Origin of the sequence: Microcystis sp. M_QC_C_20170808_M3Col, assembly GCF_007095505.1 — a bacterium.
Lineage (GTDB): Bacteria > Cyanobacteriota > Cyanobacteriia > Cyanobacteriales > Microcystaceae > Microcystis.
Genome location: NZ_SFBY01000219.1, coordinates 1 through 15,145 on the forward strand (window position 1 = coordinate 1; position 15,145 = coordinate 15,145).

At 41.5% G+C, this 15,145-nt stretch carries 14 protein-coding genes and 1 tRNA gene; 6 read left to right on the top strand and 9 right to left on the bottom strand.

The features are described from left to right. Positions 1-261: 261 nt before the first annotated feature. Positions 262-1,614, bottom strand: a complete 1,353-nt coding sequence (gorA, locus tag EWV84_RS09840; RefSeq protein WP_287077852.1) for a glutathione-disulfide reductase — start codon at positions 1,612-1,614, stop codon at positions 262-264. A gap of 174 nt (positions 1,615-1,788) precedes the next feature. On the opposite strand from gorA, the gene dacB reads away from it, so the two are divergent. Beyond that, a complete protein-coding gene (gene dacB, locus EWV84_RS09845) occupies positions 1,789-3,213 on the top strand; it encodes a D-alanyl-D-alanine carboxypeptidase/D-alanyl-D-alanine endopeptidase (protein WP_287077853.1) in 1,425 nt (474 codons plus the stop codon). 306 nt (positions 3,214-3,519) lie between these two features. Then, positions 3,520-4,998: a glycogen synthase GlgA gene (glgA, locus tag EWV84_RS09850; RefSeq protein WP_287077854.1), complete on the top strand. Its 1,479-nt coding sequence runs from the start codon at positions 3,520-3,522 to the stop codon at positions 4,996-4,998. A gap of 227 nt (positions 4,999-5,225) precedes the next feature. Here glgA and EWV84_RS09855 read toward each other — a convergent pair whose 3' ends face one another. The 3 genes from EWV84_RS09855 to trmB are packed head-to-tail and all read right to left on the bottom strand — an operon-like array spanning position 5,226 to position 7,324. After that, positions 5,226-6,026, bottom strand: coding sequence for a tetratricopeptide repeat protein (locus EWV84_RS09855; RefSeq protein ID WP_287077855.1), 801 nt, complete (start codon positions 6,024-6,026; stop codon positions 5,226-5,228). 19 nt (positions 6,027-6,045) lie between these two features. Continuing rightward, on the bottom strand, positions 6,046-6,654 hold the full coding sequence (locus EWV84_RS09860; RefSeq protein ID WP_287077856.1) for a hypothetical protein: 609 nt from the start codon (positions 6,652-6,654) through the stop codon (positions 6,046-6,048). Between the two features lie 34 nt (positions 6,655-6,688). Beyond that, entirely contained in the window at positions 6,689-7,324 is a 636-nt protein-coding gene (gene trmB, locus EWV84_RS09865; protein WP_286825890.1) for a tRNA (guanosine(46)-N7)-methyltransferase TrmB, read from the bottom strand. A gap of 66 nt (positions 7,325-7,390) precedes the next feature. On the opposite strand from trmB, the gene EWV84_RS09870 reads away from it, so the two are divergent. From EWV84_RS09870 to petG, 3 genes are all read left to right on the top strand, one after another. Next, the gene (locus tag EWV84_RS09870) at positions 7,391-8,527 is read left to right on the top strand and encodes a metallophosphoesterase family protein (protein WP_286825889.1); all 1,137 of its coding nucleotides are present in this window, start codon (positions 7,391-7,393) and stop codon (positions 8,525-8,527) included. An 88-nt stretch (positions 8,528-8,615) separates the two neighbouring features. After that, positions 8,616-9,101: a hypothetical protein gene (locus EWV84_RS09875; RefSeq protein WP_287077857.1), complete on the top strand. Its 486-nt coding sequence runs from the start codon at positions 8,616-8,618 to the stop codon at positions 9,099-9,101. 265 nt (positions 9,102-9,366) lie between these two features. Then, complete coding sequence (gene petG, locus EWV84_RS09880) at positions 9,367-9,483, top strand: cytochrome b6-f complex subunit V (protein WP_286825887.1); 117 nt, start codon at positions 9,367-9,369, stop codon at positions 9,481-9,483. Positions 9,484-9,653: 170 nt separating this feature from the next. Here petG and EWV84_RS09885 read toward each other — a convergent pair whose 3' ends face one another. Beyond that, entirely contained in the window at positions 9,654-10,205 is a 552-nt protein-coding gene (locus EWV84_RS09885) for a 1,2-dihydroxy-3-keto-5-methylthiopentene dioxygenase (protein ID WP_286825886.1), read from the bottom strand. A gap of 132 nt (positions 10,206-10,337) precedes the next feature. Between EWV84_RS09885 and EWV84_RS09890 the strand changes: the two genes are divergently transcribed. Continuing rightward, positions 10,338-10,410 (top strand) — tRNA-Ala (locus tag EWV84_RS09890). A 28-nt stretch (positions 10,411-10,438) separates the two neighbouring features. Here the strand turns inward: EWV84_RS09890 and EWV84_RS09895 are convergent. The 4 genes from EWV84_RS09895 to EWV84_RS09910 all read right to left on the bottom strand — a co-directional run bounded on the left by EWV84_RS09895 (position 10,439) and on the right by EWV84_RS09910 (position 15,031). After that, positions 10,439-11,503 (bottom strand): NAD-dependent epimerase/dehydratase family protein, encoded by a 1,065-nt coding sequence (locus tag EWV84_RS09895; protein WP_287077858.1) that lies wholly within the window; start codon positions 11,501-11,503, stop codon positions 10,439-10,441. A gap of 27 nt (positions 11,504-11,530) precedes the next feature. Next, entirely contained in the window at positions 11,531-12,802 is a 1,272-nt protein-coding gene (locus EWV84_RS09900) for a glycosyltransferase (protein ID WP_287077859.1), read from the bottom strand. Between the two features lie 311 nt (positions 12,803-13,113). After that, positions 13,114-14,181: an NAD-dependent epimerase/dehydratase family protein gene (locus EWV84_RS09905; protein ID WP_287077860.1), complete on the bottom strand. Its 1,068-nt coding sequence runs from the start codon at positions 14,179-14,181 to the stop codon at positions 13,114-13,116. A 70-nt stretch (positions 14,182-14,251) separates the two neighbouring features. After that, positions 14,252-15,031 (bottom strand): pantothenate kinase, encoded by a 780-nt coding sequence (locus EWV84_RS09910; RefSeq protein WP_287077861.1) that lies wholly within the window; start codon positions 15,029-15,031, stop codon positions 14,252-14,254. Between the last annotated feature and the right edge of the window lie 114 nt (positions 15,032-15,145).

Sequence of the window (15,145 nt, forward strand, 5' to 3'; positions counted from 1 at the left end):
TTTCTATTAAGCTCAACATATATTTTAAAGGTTGGCGGTCACTTCTCATTTTACCTGACGGTGATCGCTTTTACTTTTGATATTCTCATGGGAGAATGAAACAGCCCTACCCAAACCCCGGAGCGCATTAGTTTTTCGGTGGGATGCTTACAGGCAGCTGCTGATATATCTGTAATAATCTAAGAGTCACTGATAATTGCTGATTGTCGGTATTTCTGCAAGTGTGAGATGCACCCAACCTAACACACCTAAAATTGTTAATTAACGCATGGTGACGAATTCCTCGGCGGCACTGGGGTGAATGCCGACAGTGGCATCAAAATCGGCTTTTGTCGCCCCCATTTTTACGGCAATGGCTACTCCTTGAATAATTTCGGCGGCGTGATCTCCTACCATGTGCGCGCCAAGAATTTTACCACTTTCCTGATGGACAACTAATTTCATCAAAGTTTTGTCCTCTCGGGCCGGTAAAACATTGTAACCAGGGCGGAATTTAGATCGATAAACTTTAATCCCCGTCTCACCATATAGGTTTTTTGCTTGCAATTCTGTTAATCCCACCGTCGCCGCTTCAGGAGTAGAAAATACTGCCGAAGGAACATTTTCATAACTCATTAACCGGGGTTTATTACCGAAGACTGTATCGGCAAAGGCGCGCCCCTCATTAATGGCCACGGGAGTTAAATTAATTTTATCGGTACAATCGCCCACGGCATAGATATTGTCTTCGCTGGTTTGGCTATACTCGTTGACAACAATTGCCCCATTTTTTACCTCGACATTGACATTCTCTAAGCCCAATTTTTCCAGCTTAGGAATTCTTCCAGTAGCGGCTAAACCTAGGGCATCAACAAATAAAATTTCTGAGGTTTCTTGACCCTGAATATGTACTTTTAACCCCTCGGCAGTTTTCTCGATCGAAGTGGGGAAAGTTTCGGGCATAATTTTAATTCCCTGACGGATCATTTCCGCTTGAATCTCATCGCGGATATCCTCATCAAACCCTCTTAAAATCTTGTCTTTACGGATTAACTGCACCACTTCTGTCCCTAATCCGTGCATAATACCAGCAAATTCTACCCCAATATATCCCGCCCCTAAAACTATAATTCTTTTTGGTTGTTCTGGCAGTTGAAACATGGCATCAGAAACTACTGTATGTTCAATCCCCGGAATATTAGGTTTAACGGGATGTCCCCCCACGGCAATTAAAATTTTATCGGCAGTAATTTTCTCGTCTCCTACCTCTAGGGTATGGGTATCAATAAACTTGGCATAATTAGGAAAAATCGTCACTTGAGAATTATCTAGCATCTTTTGATAAATGCCATTCAAACGTATAGTTTCCTGATTAACCGCACTAATTAATTTTTGCCAATTTAACTGACTCTCTACCGGACTCCACCCGTAAGCTTCCGCATCCTTAAATAGTTGCGGAAAACGACTAGAATAAACCATTAATTTTTTGGGAATACAACCGCGATTAACACAGGTTCCTCCCAAACGATCGTATTCTGCTAATCCCACTTTTGCCCCGTATTCGGCTGCCCGTCTAGCGGTGGCAATACCACCAGAACCACCACCAATCACCAATAAATCAAAATCATAACTCATAAAAACATCCTCGCAAATGAATAGAAATTTAACGGAATCAAGAAACTTTTTGGGCAAAAAGGGGAGCGAATATCTCGGATCAATCCCTAACTGAATCTATCGAGTAACTAGGACAATATAGTCACTAATGCTGCTAAATTAGAGTCAATTTACCTACGGCCAAGATTTAATTCTATGCTAACACGCCGCTCGAAATTATCTTTTCTCTTGGGGACTTGTTCCCTATTTCTCTGGGTAAACCATCCCGTCACCCTTGCAACCCCCATCAGTCCAGACAATTCCCCCCCTTCCGAGTTTATCTGTCCCGCAGACTTAGCCACCAGGATCGATCGCATTTTGGCCCGACCCGATTATCAAGGCGCTTATTGGGGAATTTTAGTAAAATACCTCAATTCTGACCAAAATATCTATAGTATCCACGAAAATAACTTTTTTACTCCCGCTTCTACCGCAAAATTATTAACCACTGCCGCCGCTTTTAGCAAATTTAACCGCGATTATCGTCTGAAAACCCCCATTTTAGTTCAAGGCAATCCCCCCGATTTAGAAACTTTAACCTTAGTCGGGAGGGGAGATGCCACCATAACCACAGAAAAGTTAGAAAAATTAGCAGAAAAGTTAAAAGCACAGGGAATTAACTCAATTTCTCGCTTAATTGTCGTTGCTAGTCCTTTTCTTGTCTCCGATAGTCAAAAAACCTGGGAATGGGAAGATGTCTTTTTTGACTATGCTGTACCCGCTTCTAGCTTGGTTTTAAACGAAAATTCCGTCACTTTAAAGCTTTTACCGCGACAATTGGGGCAAAGCTTAGATTTACAATGGTCTGATCCCATTGCCGCTAAACAATGGCTAATTGAGAATCAAACCAGCACCGCAGCGCAAGGAAGCCCGAATACTCTGGCAATTAAGGGCAATTTAGCCAATAATCGCCTGATTATCACTGGTTCTCTGGCGATAGATAGTCAAGATGATTTTAATTTAGCTATTCCCCAACCCTCGGAATATTTCCTGGCTCGCTGGCGTAATATCCTTGAAAAAGCGGGAATTACTGTTAAAAACGCAGAAATTAGTTCACAGATTCTCGGCTATGAAATCACCAATTTAGCATCAGAACCCCTAGCATATTTGGTGGAAAAAGTCAATAAAAATAGCGATAATTTACTAGCCGAAACCCTACTACAAATGCTCGGCGGTGTGACGGGATTGCAAGAAACTTTAACAAAACTGGGAATTAACAGCGATAGTTATAAAATCGGCGACGGTTCGGGGCTATCACGACAAAACCTAATTAAACCCAAGACTTTAGGTCAAATTTTACAAATAATGGCAGAAAACCCTGATTATCGTCGTTCTTTAGCCATTGGCGGCATTGATGGCACTTTAACCAATAGATTTCGCCAGACTCCCCTAGAAGGACGATTACAGGCAAAAACCGGGACTTTAACCGGAGTTATCGCTCTCGCGGGTTATCTAGAAACCGCCGACAATCAACCCCTAATCTTTAGCATAACCGTAAATAACAGCGATCAACCCGCCACCACCCTCAGAAACGGCATTGATGAGGTGATTTTGCTCCTAGGACAGTTAAAACGCTGTTAATCTTCAGGAGACTCCGAGACAGGAGATGGGGAGATGGGGAGATAGGGATTTAGGGAGATGGAGATAGGGAGATAGGGAAATTTCAGCTAAATTCCCCCACTTCCCCAACACCCCAACACCCCACTACCCCAACACCCCAACATCCCAACACCCCACTCCCCAATTCATAATTCATAATTCATAATTCCCACTTCCCCAACACCCAACTAATTCGATCGATCGAGTCAATTAATCACAGAAGACTGTATACTTTTGTAAAAATTGCTTCTAGCTGACCTGTAGATTAATCGACGGAGTTATTGATATATGTATATAGTTCAGATTGCCTCTGAGTGCGCTCCAGTGATTAAAGCTGGGGGATTGGGGGATGTGGTATATGGATTGAGTCGAGAATTAGAAATTCGCGGTCATTGCGTGGAGCTAATCCTACCCATGTATGATTGTATGCGCTACGACCAAATTTGGGGCTTACACGAGGCTTATCGGGACCTGTGGGTACCTTGGTACGGTGGGGCAATTCACTGTAACGTTTTTTGTGGTTGGGTACACGGGCGCTTGTGTTTCTTTATTCAACCCAATTCGGGCGATAATTTCTTTAATCGCGGTACTTACTACGGTTGTAAGGACGATAATATGCGTTTTGCCTTCTTCTGCAAAGCCGCTTTAGAATTTTTGCTCAGAAGTAATAAACGTCCCGATATAATTCATTGTCACGACTGGCAAACCGGTTTAATTCCGCCATTACTTTTTGAAATTTATAAATATCATGGTATGGGCAATCAGCGCGTTCTCTACACCATCCATAACTTTAAACATCAAGGATTTGCTGGTGCGGAAATTCTCAGGGCAACAGGATTAAATAACGATACTTACTACTTTAGCTATGCCCGAATGCGCGATAACTTCAATCCTTTTGTGATTAATTTTATGAAAGGTGGTATCGTCTTTTCCAACTATTTCAATACCGTCTCACCCCACCATGCTTGGGAAGCACACCACACCGAGGTTAGTTACGGTTTAGGTCATACAATTCACCAGCATCAACAGAAATTTACCGGCATTCTCAACGGTTTAGATTACAATATCTGGAACCCAGAGGTGGATAAATTTATTGCTGCACCCTACGGTGTTGATAGCTTCTCCGAGAAGGCACGCAATAAGAAGGCACTGCGAGAAAGACTCTGGTTAAGAGATGCACCAGAAAAACCCTTAATTTGTTATGTCGGTCGTTTAGATGACCAAAAAGGCGTACATTTAGTTCACCATGCCATGTATTATGCCTTAGCTCGCGGGGCGCAATTTGTCCTCTTAGGTTCCGCCACCGAATCGTTAATTAATAACTGGTTCTGGCACGAGAAAAATCACCTAAATAATAACCCTGATGTTCATATTGAATTGGGCTTTAATGAGGAATTATCTCACCTCATTTATGCGGGGGCCGATATGATTGTGGTTCCCAGTAATTTTGAACCCTGCGGACTGACACAAGTAATCAGCTTAAAATACGGAACCGTTCCCATCGTCCGGGGAGTTGGTGGTTTAGTTAATACGGTTTTTGATCGCGATTATGATACCTATCACAAACCCGAAGAACGCAATGGTTTTGTCTTTTTTGATCCCGATAATAATGCCCTCGAATCAGCCATGTCCCGGGCATTAGAATTGTGGTACACTCAACCGGAAGAATTCCAAAAATTAGCGATTCAAGGCATGGAATGCGATTACTCTTGGAATCGTCCCGGCGAAGAATACGTTGCCCTTTATGAAATGATTCGCCACAAATAAACCCCATCTTGTCTCTAGCAATTCCCTGGTAGTTGTTTGTTGCAATTTCTTGGGGAATTGCTTTAGTTTTGACCGACTCCTGACTTGAAAGAGGGTGTAGGGTGTGGGGTGTGGGGTGTAGGGAAGGAAACCTCTTTCATCTGTGGGGGTGAAAATTTTTTCATCGAGACTGACTCCTGATGACCGACTCCTAACCCCACCAACAAACTTTTTGCCGCAAACCCTACCTAGTAGAGCAGAAATGTTAACTTTGCTTGGTATTCTTGGGTGAGGGGATGACTAACTCCCAAAATCTGAAATATAGCTAATATGGCTTTTCTTGCCCCATCCTGACGATATTTTCTACTTTTTCCCACCAGACCGATCAGTTGCTCTAAAGCGGCGGCATAATCTTCTTTTAATGCGGAATTAATCCCAGTAAAAAATATCGGATCGAGGGGATTATTTTCTGGTTTTAACTGTTGAAATTCTAGGAGAGTTTTCCAACCTTTGATCACGGGATTTTCTTCTTTAATAGCACTGATTAATCGGTAAGCATCAGACCATTTTTCTAGACGCATGAGAAATTTTACCGCCATAATAACTAATCGCGGTTCGTTGGAATATTTAGGAAAAAGATGATCGAATAATTGTTTAGCTGCGGGCAAATTATCTAGGGCGATCGCTTCTTGTATTTCTGCTAATCCTGTTTCTAATTCCGATTTTAAATCGAGACGGGAAAATAAGTCTCTAATTTGTTCTTCTGGCAAAGCACCGACAAAACAGGGTAACACTTCTCCCTTGCTGACAATTCGCACATCGGGAACTCCTTCTACATCGTATTGTTCGGCTAATTCGGGATTTTTATCTATATCTATTTTGGCAAGGATAAAATTATATTCGCTTGCCAGTTTTTCTAGCATTGGTTTTACCAATTTACAGGGTCCACACCACAGAGCATAAAAGTCTAAAATCACTGTATTTAGATAGGATTTCTCAATCACTTCACTGTCAAAATTTGTCCCATCTACCTCGATAGAATATCCCATCTATTTCTCCTCTAATAACTTATTTTTCAGCTAGTTTTGTCTCACTTATCTCTTTTACCCAAAGGGCTAATCCTCCCCCTCGTCCCCGGGCTGCCATCATTGTTTCTGTGATCAGAAAATAGGCAAAAAATGCCTGTTTTTTGATACTTTCCTGATAAAAATTCGCTTCACTTGCCTGCCCATTTCTAATAAAACCTGAATAGAGAGAGCGATTAAATAGGGTTAGGTTGAGCCGGGTAAAATCAAAGGCGAGAAGACGGGTTTTAGGAAAAAACTTAACCGGACCGCTTACAGATAGTTTTACTGCTCCTAAAACTATGTGATTGCTGACGGTTCCAGAGATAAATTCTCCCGGTTCTAAACTCTCATTTCTTTGGTAAGAGATGGTAATTTTTAACCAGGACGGTAGATAGCGACCCTTACCCAAAACAATTCCCGCTCTCTTTTTCGCTTTTTGAGTTCCTGTGATAAAGTATAATCGCCAAGTACCGACCAAAGCCTCAAAAGTAAGATTTTCTTTAGTTTTTTTAGTGTTTTTTTCTTTTGTTAAGAGAAATTCTAGCAATTGAGAGACAGGGGGGCGATTATTATCCTCAAGTATTAGGGGTGAGTCGAGATTTCTAACCATGATTTCAGACAGTGCCAAGATATTTTAGCTGAAGCTACCGAACTCGAAAAAGCGAGCGATAAACCGGTTGACCCTTATTATAAGTGGACTTTTCCCTCTCCGTCGGTACGGGGAAAATATTTTCCTCTAACCAGGGGGTTTGATGTTGCCGAACAAAATTGGGATGTGCTTGAAATCTCTCGGTCATTTCCAGGGCGATCGATTCCACATCCGACTGTAAAAAAACCCAGCCCCCAGCTACCATATACTTAGCCAAAGCTATGACTAATTCTGGCTGCACAACCCGACGCTTGCTGTGACGCTGTTTAAACCAAGGATCGGGAAATTGAATCGACACCCAAAATAACTTATCTGCAGGCAAAGATTGCAGTAAAATTTCTGGGGCAACATTCATATTGCCAAAAACAAAAGCGAGATTACTTAATCCTAACCTTTCCCGTTCCTGATTGGCTTCAATTACCAAAGGTTGACGAATTTCAATGCCCAAAAAATTAATTTCTGGCTCTACTTGGGCCATTTGTAACAAAAATTTACCCCGCGCACAACCAATGTCAAGATGGAGAGGTTGCGTCATATCCTGATAAACTTGATTCCAATCGGGGGGAGCGATCGGATGGCGATATTTATGACTTAAGGGATTGACGTGCTGACGAACGCGAACTTTAGCCAAAGATATTTTCTCCTCTATTTCTCCTCGATCGATCTAGTTTACCGATATTTAGCCCAATTTAATGCGATGAATTTCCGTTTCGCCATTCTCAGCGATCCTCATATCGCTTTACCCACAACCATTTTGAACCATTCTAATCGCTTTCATCTGGTGGAAGTGAGTATTCCCGCTTTAAAAATTGTTTTAGACCATCTCATCACTCTTAACCTCGATTTTCTGCTGATTGCTGGCGATTTAACCCAAGATGGTGAACCAGAAAATCATCGTTGGTTAGCCGATTGTTTAGCTACTTTACCCTTCCCCGTCTATGTGGTGCCGGGTAATCATGATGTTTTGAGTTTAACCGCAACAGAAAACCAGATCGGTTTAGCAGATTTTCCCTTTTATTATCAACAATTTGGTTACAGCAATCCCGAACAAATATACTACCAACAAGAAATTTCACCCGGAGTGCAATTAATCGGTCTTAATTCTAATCAATTTGATGACCAAGGTAAACAAATTGGCAGTTTAGATGCAGAACAATTGCATTGGTTAAAACAGACTTTACCCGCGCTAAAAAACGATCTAGTGATGGTGATGATCCATCATAACGTTATCGAGCATTTACCCGGACAAAGCAATCATGAATTAGGTAAACGCTATATGTTGGCTAATGCGGTAGAACTGCTCGATATACTACAGGAAAACGGCGTAAAATTGTTGATTACTGGCCATCTCCACGTGCAAGATCTGGCTTTTACTAGAGGTATCTATGAAATTACCACCGGTTCCCTCGTCAGTTATCCCCATCCCTACCGGGTGCTAGAATATTGCGAAAACACAGGAGAATTAGCCATAGAATCCTTTCATCTGCAAAATATACCCGGATGGGAGAATTTACCCGCTATTTCTCGGCAATGGTTAGGCGATCGCTCTTATCCTTTTATGATGCGTTTGTTAACCTGCCATCCCCTCAATCTTCCCGTGAGTCTAGCGGAGGAATTAGCGCCGAAATTACGAAATTTTTGGGCAGATGTGGCCAAAGGTGACACAATCTTCGATTTTAGCGATTTTCCGCCCCTAGCACGCCGTTATTTTGACGCTTTCAGTGCCATCGATCCCCTCGGTAATCCTCATTTTATCGACAATCAAGCCGTAATTAGTTTCAAGCATCAGTTAAGTTATCGGCGATCAAACTTGCTGGTGGAGATGAGAGAATAGCTGCAACAAATAATTCACTATAGCTTATAGTTATAGGACTATCCGGCAGCGCAGCCGCTATCTTGGCAGAAAATATCAAAAAAAATCAATGGAAGCAATTAAAAAGGAATTGAAAAAAATCGGTTCTCTTGCCCTGTTTTTTTTCTTGGCTTTCGGTTATATTCTTCTGATCATGAAATTATTTCTGGAAGAGTATTCGATTACTACCTACGTTTTGGGTAAAGCGATCTTAGGAGCGATCATTGCCGCAAAAACCGTGGCAATTCTCGACGCAGCCATGAAGCTAGAATGGTTAGAAAATCGACCCCGTTACGTTAGTGTTCTGTATCGAACCTTTGTTTATACCCTAGCAGCACTGATTCTCGGCTCGATCGAGGGTTTTCTGGAAGCTTATCGGGGAACGCGGGTGATTTCGGAGGCAATGGCCAAATTTTGGCAAAGGGAAAGTTTCTCTCAAATCCTTGCGGTTACTCTCTGTCTAGCAGTGGTTTTTTTTCTCCACAATCTCTGGCAAGAAATCGATCGCTATTGGGGTAAAGGCACATTGAGAAAATTTTTTCTCGGTCGCTCCTAGAGTACAGCAGTTATCTTAATGGTGAGATAGGAAGTTTTCCTTTTGGGGAGTCGGGAGATAGGGATTTAGGGAAATTTCAGCTAAATTCCCCACTACCCCCCGCAACGCGCACGCAGTGACCACCCCACTACCCCAACACCCCACTACCCCCACGAAAAACTTTTTGCCGCAAACCCCATCTCCCCCCTGCTCGCCCTATCTTTCGCGGGCGACCCCTGCTAGGATAAAATACGGGTGAAAAATTGCTAATCCAAGGAGTACAGACGTGATTGAACCTTTAGTGCTAGGGATTACCCTAGGCTTAATTCCCATTACCCTAGCGGGTTTGTTCGTTGCCGCCTATTTACAGTACAAACGGGGCAATCAATTAGGCTTAGACTAAATCTATCACGCCAATCCCCCGAATTGAGACAATCTCCCGTCAAGCTAGGCACTAGACGGGAGATTTTTCAACAGGACAAATTTGCCGCTTAACAGATTGTGGCTGCCGGCGTTGCCATCCCTGCAAAACTCATCTGTCTTATGGGGAGAGCGCTCGCCTGAAACCAAAGGCTACAGGGCTGTTAAACTAGGAAAACGAATGACAGTTTCCGTATATTCGGGAACCCATCCGGCGGTACTGGTGAAGTAACGCACTGCTTTAACTCGTTTACTGGCAGTGAGGTGAAACCAGTGTTCGCTCTGGGCGGGAACATTGATATATTCTTGAGGTTGAATAGTTAATTCCCCCTGAGAACCATCGGCAAAGACAAAGCCAAAAACCCCTTCTCCATCAATGATATAACGCACCTCATCGTCGGCGTGGGTGTGACAGCGCTCGAACTTTGCCAGTAAAGTGTCGAGATTGGGAATTTCAGGGTGCAAAACGATTAAATCTCTAGCTTGATAACCCGCTTCTTGCTTTAGTTGCTTAAAATAACCGTCTAAGCTGGTTAAAACTATTTCTTTTTCTTCGTCAGTGAGAGAAGCTTGTTTAAGTAGCTGACGGGTGGCTTCGTTTTCGATCGGCCAATAGTTTAAAGTGACATTTAATTTGGCCAATTCCAGACTAATATCGGCTAACTGGGTATAGGTTGTCCCATTCTCTAAGCGTAGTATCGCCATTAATTATCATCCTCAAGATTACTTTTTCTATTTTAAAGTTTTCCAGAGAGGAGCCGCTCGATTTTTTGCCCCTCGCTCCCTTGCCAGTTCCTAGTATTTTCTGCTCAAAAATGCTATTATGGTCTATTATATGGGGAATTAGCTCAGTTGGTAGAGTGCTGCGATCGCACCGCAGAGGTCAGGGATTCGAGTTCCCTATTCTCCATTTTCCAGAGATATTAGCCAGAAAGCAGCTAGAAAATACTTTTTAGTTCCTTTTCATGGGTGTGAATCCAATCACAGATATCCTTGATTAGGGTTTTTCCATTGCGCTGAGGCTGCCAACCTGTAGCTTCGATAACTCGGCGAGAATCAGTGATAAAAATTGGCATATCTCCGGTGCGATTTTCGGGAACTGCCTCAATCATTATACTATTGCCCGTGATTTCTTGACATAGTTTTGTAGTTTCATAAAGGGACAAGGAAAAATCTTGCCCACCCCCCACATTAAAAGTCTGCCCTTTGAATTGTTCTAAATTAGCAATCTGAATATCGATTAAATCGAGTAAATCAGCTACATGAAGAAAATCTCTAACCTGTTTCCCCGTACCCCCATAACCGATATATTTTAAGGACTTCTGAAAGTAATGATTAGCCACCCAAAGGGCAAAAACTCCCTGATCAACTTTTCCCATCTGCCAAGGACCGGTTAAAACTCCACAGCGATTAATTAAAGTTCTTAATCCGTAGGCATCCCCATATTCATTAATAATCAATTCCGATGCTAACTTAGTGGAACCGTAGAGAGAACGGGGTAAATCTAAGGGAAATTGTTCACTGATACCAAAAGCAGAAACTCCGGGTAAATCTTGCTGTTCAGATAACTGAAAACGAGTATCTGTTTCTGTATAGTTTAATTGATTAAGATAGGCAATGGGATAAACTCTGCTGGTGGAGAGAAAAATAAAATCCGCTTGGGTTTGTCTAGCTAATTCTAAACAGTTAATCGTTCCAATTAAGTTAGTCTGCAAAACGTAGCTGGGGGAAGTATAACCAGCTAAAACGGAAGGTTCTGCCGAACATTCTAGGATTAAATCCACTGGCAAAGCGGATGCTTCTAAGTCTTCCGCATTTCTGACATCTCCATGAACAAACTCAATTCCCGCTTGTTTGAGACGGGGAATATTTAATTCAGAACCGCGACGTTTTAAGTTATCTAAAGCGATAATTTTCCAGTCGGGATAGAGTTGGGCTAATCCCAAACCTAAAGAACTGCCCACAAAACCCGCACCACCAGTAATTAACACTTGCCTACTCATCAAAAATACTCCACTAGATAATAATTATCAAACAACTTGATTTTTTTTCTTTTTGCGCTTATAGTCGCCTCTAGAAAGGTGTTTTTCTAACCAGATAGAGAGAACTATAAATAAATAACGACTGCCCATTTCCTTGAGTTTTAACTTGGAAATCCCCGTGGTACGATTGCGCCAAGTGATGGGAATTGTCGTGTAGGAATATCCTCGCACGATTGCTTTTAAGGGCATCTCTACTGTTAAGTTAAAATGGTGAGATAGTAGAGGTGAGATTCCTTCGATAACCTCCTTCCGATAGATTTTAAAGGCGTTAGTGGTATCATTAAATTTTAGCCCAAATAAAACTTGAATAAAGAGATTAGCCAAACGATTAACGAATAACTTGTGAATGGGATAATCAATAACTTTTCCTCCTTTGATAAAACGAGAACCAAAAACGCAATCGTAGCCCTCTTGCAGTTTATAATAATAGTCCACCATGTTATCGGGAGAGTCGGAATTATCTGCCATTACTACTGCCACTGCATCACCGCTAAAATTTTCTAATCCACAGCGCACCGCAAAACCAAACCCGTTGGGATAATAGTTATTGATGTAGCGAATCCGAGGATTTTCTTGGTTGATTTTTTGCAGAACTGCCTCGGTGTTATCTTTGCTATTGTCATTAACCACTAGGATTTCATAATCAATTTTATCCCGTTCTAAACGTTCAGAGATTAAGTGAGTAGTGCTTTCGATGCAATCTTCTTCGTTGTAAGCAGGGATAATTATTGATAGGGTTTTTACTGCATAGTTATCCCTTGATTGACGTGGGTGAGAGTAACCGTCCATCTCGAAAGCTGGTGCTAATCCTTCGGGATAGTACATTTCTGTCTCATTAGTCTTATTCTTGGGTTTAAAAATTAGGCTATCACTGGCAACATAATTAATACTAGCTCCCAGTAAAACCCCAATCATTGTGTTAACTCCGGGGCTAATTCCTAACCAGTTTAAGAAGGGAAATATCAATAAAACTCGCAGTAAAACTGCTAAACCTGCCGAGAGATGATAGAGAGGAAGTTGTATCAAAATCACATCTCTAATTGTCCAATCTCCTCCAGTCCACACCCAGATTCTATAGATAAAGAAACTGGCAATTAAAGATATTTCTATAGAGATGACGTTGGCGACATTTTTGAGCAATGGGGTATTAAATCCCAAGTCATCAATGAACCAATAAATTAAGAACAAGTTGATTAGAAATGCCACTCCCCCAGCAATGAGAAATCGGAAAATTTTATTGTTGTAGATTTTAGTTAACATAATAGTATCTTAAAATATACTCTGGTTTAGTTTTTCTAGGTCAATAAGTAGGTGGGTGGAATTAAATATAAGATGAACGTAGGTTGGGTTGAAGCATGAAACCAAACGCCGGCATGGGTTACACTACCGCTAAACCATCCTACAAATAATTGTGCTTCCCTACTTATTGCTATTAATAACATCATTAATCTCCTCTGGTTATATAATTGACAGATTCCCTTAATTACTAGCAGTATATTTGGCTAAAAATCACTTTTGTAACGAGGGAAAACTAGCAAATAAAAATTGACCAGAATAATTCTTGATTTACCCTAGATCCAACGGCTAACGTTTTGACTAAAAATCTCTTTGAGAATATCTGTTACTGTGTAGGTTAACTGCCAATCAGGATAATGATTTTTAAACTTACTCACATCAGAAATCCACCAGATATGATCACCAATACGATTAGTCTCTACATACTGCCAGTTTAACTTTTTATCCGCAATCGCTTCACATTCTTGAATAGCTTCTAACATAGAACAATTGCTAAAGCGACTACCACCGATATTATAAACTTCTGCTACTCGCGGGGTCTGATAAAAATGATAGAAAGCATTGACGAGATCGTAACTATGAATATTATCGCGTACCTGCTTACCCTTATACCCATAAATACTGTATTCTTTGCCAATCATCGTACATTTCATTAAGTAGGATAAAAACCCGTGTAATTGGGTTCCCGAATGACTTGGACCGGTTAAACAACCACCACGAAAAGAGGCAGTTTTCATCTCAAAATAACGACCGTATTCTTGTACTAATACATCCGCCGCCACTTTCGAGGCACCAAACAAAGAATGTTTACAAGCATCAATACTCATCAACTCGTCAATACCTTGAGCAAAATAAGGATGATTTTCCGAGATTTCCCAACGTAATTCTTTTTCTACTAAAGGCAATTCATTCGGTCTATCCCCGTAAACTTTATTGGTGGAACAGAAAATAAATACTGCTTGGGGACATTGTTGACGAGTATTTTCTAATAATACTAAAGTTCCGTTAGCATTGACACTAAAATCCATATAGGGATCCTTAGCTGCCCAATCGTGGGAAGGTTGCGCCGCCGTGTGGATAATTAAGGATATATCATGACTATAGGTTTTAAATATAGCTGCAATAGCTTCATGATCGCGAATATCTACAGCGTGGTGAATGTATTTATCCCTGTAATCTTGGGATAATTTGGCTCGATTCCACTCCGTTGAAGCGTCTTCACCAAAAAATACCTGACGCATATTATTATCGATACCGACGACAGTATAACCCCGATCGCCAAAAAATCGTACTGATTCGGAACCGATTAAACCAGCAGAACCAGTTACTAGAACGATCGCCATAACTATATCCTGAATTTTGTGCCTAGTTGCTGAGAAATTTCCCCAGTTGAGAAAACTTTCCCCGACTCTACTAGATAGGTTCCCCTTTGTCAATTAAATAGTAGGGGATTCCCTTAACTGCGGCAATTCCCTCAAAAATTATCGTCCTATCCACTAGGGGTGATTTAATGGCGTTTTCTTGCCAGTAATCCCTAATTAAGTCCCCATCTCCCCCTGTTAAAATTATCCCGCTCTCTGGATATAAATTTAACCATTCCTGACTGAATTTTTCTATTCCCGCCAAAATTGTATAAATTATCCCACTTCTTATCCCTTCTGCTGTTTCTTTTGCCCACATCTGAGGTAATCTTTCCGGTAAGGACACCTCTGGTAAGGCTGCCGTCCGTTCCCTTAAACTGGCTAATTGCACCTTGAACCCGGGTAAAATGGCCCCTCCCACTAGCTTTTTATCCCTATCCACTCCCGTAAAAGTTAAGGCCGTTCCCGCATCGATTACTAAACAGGGAAATCCGTATTTTTTTCCCGCACCCAATACAGCTAAAGCTCGATCGATGCCGAATGTTGGATATAAATCCAGTAAAGGAATATTTTTTAAAGTAATTATCCGTAAATTGCCATAATTTGCCCATAATTCTCTTTGGCTAGGAACCACGGAGGCGACAATCAATGCACATTCACATTTATTTGTCAAGAGTTTAGGGAAAATTTGTTGCAAAAATTCATTACTTAGGGGTTCCCTCAGGTGGGGAGTATCGAGACAAGCTAACAGGGTTTGACCGCAAAAATACCCCCAATGTAGCCGAGAATTGCCGATCATCAAACCTATCCAGTCAGTATCTTGCTCAGTCATCGAAAATTTTGGGTCTGAAACCCCGTCGTTCTACGACGGCTTTACCGTTAAATACTAGCGCATTTACCAAATATATGCTAAAATGTGAGACATGGAAAAAGCCTATTCGTTTCG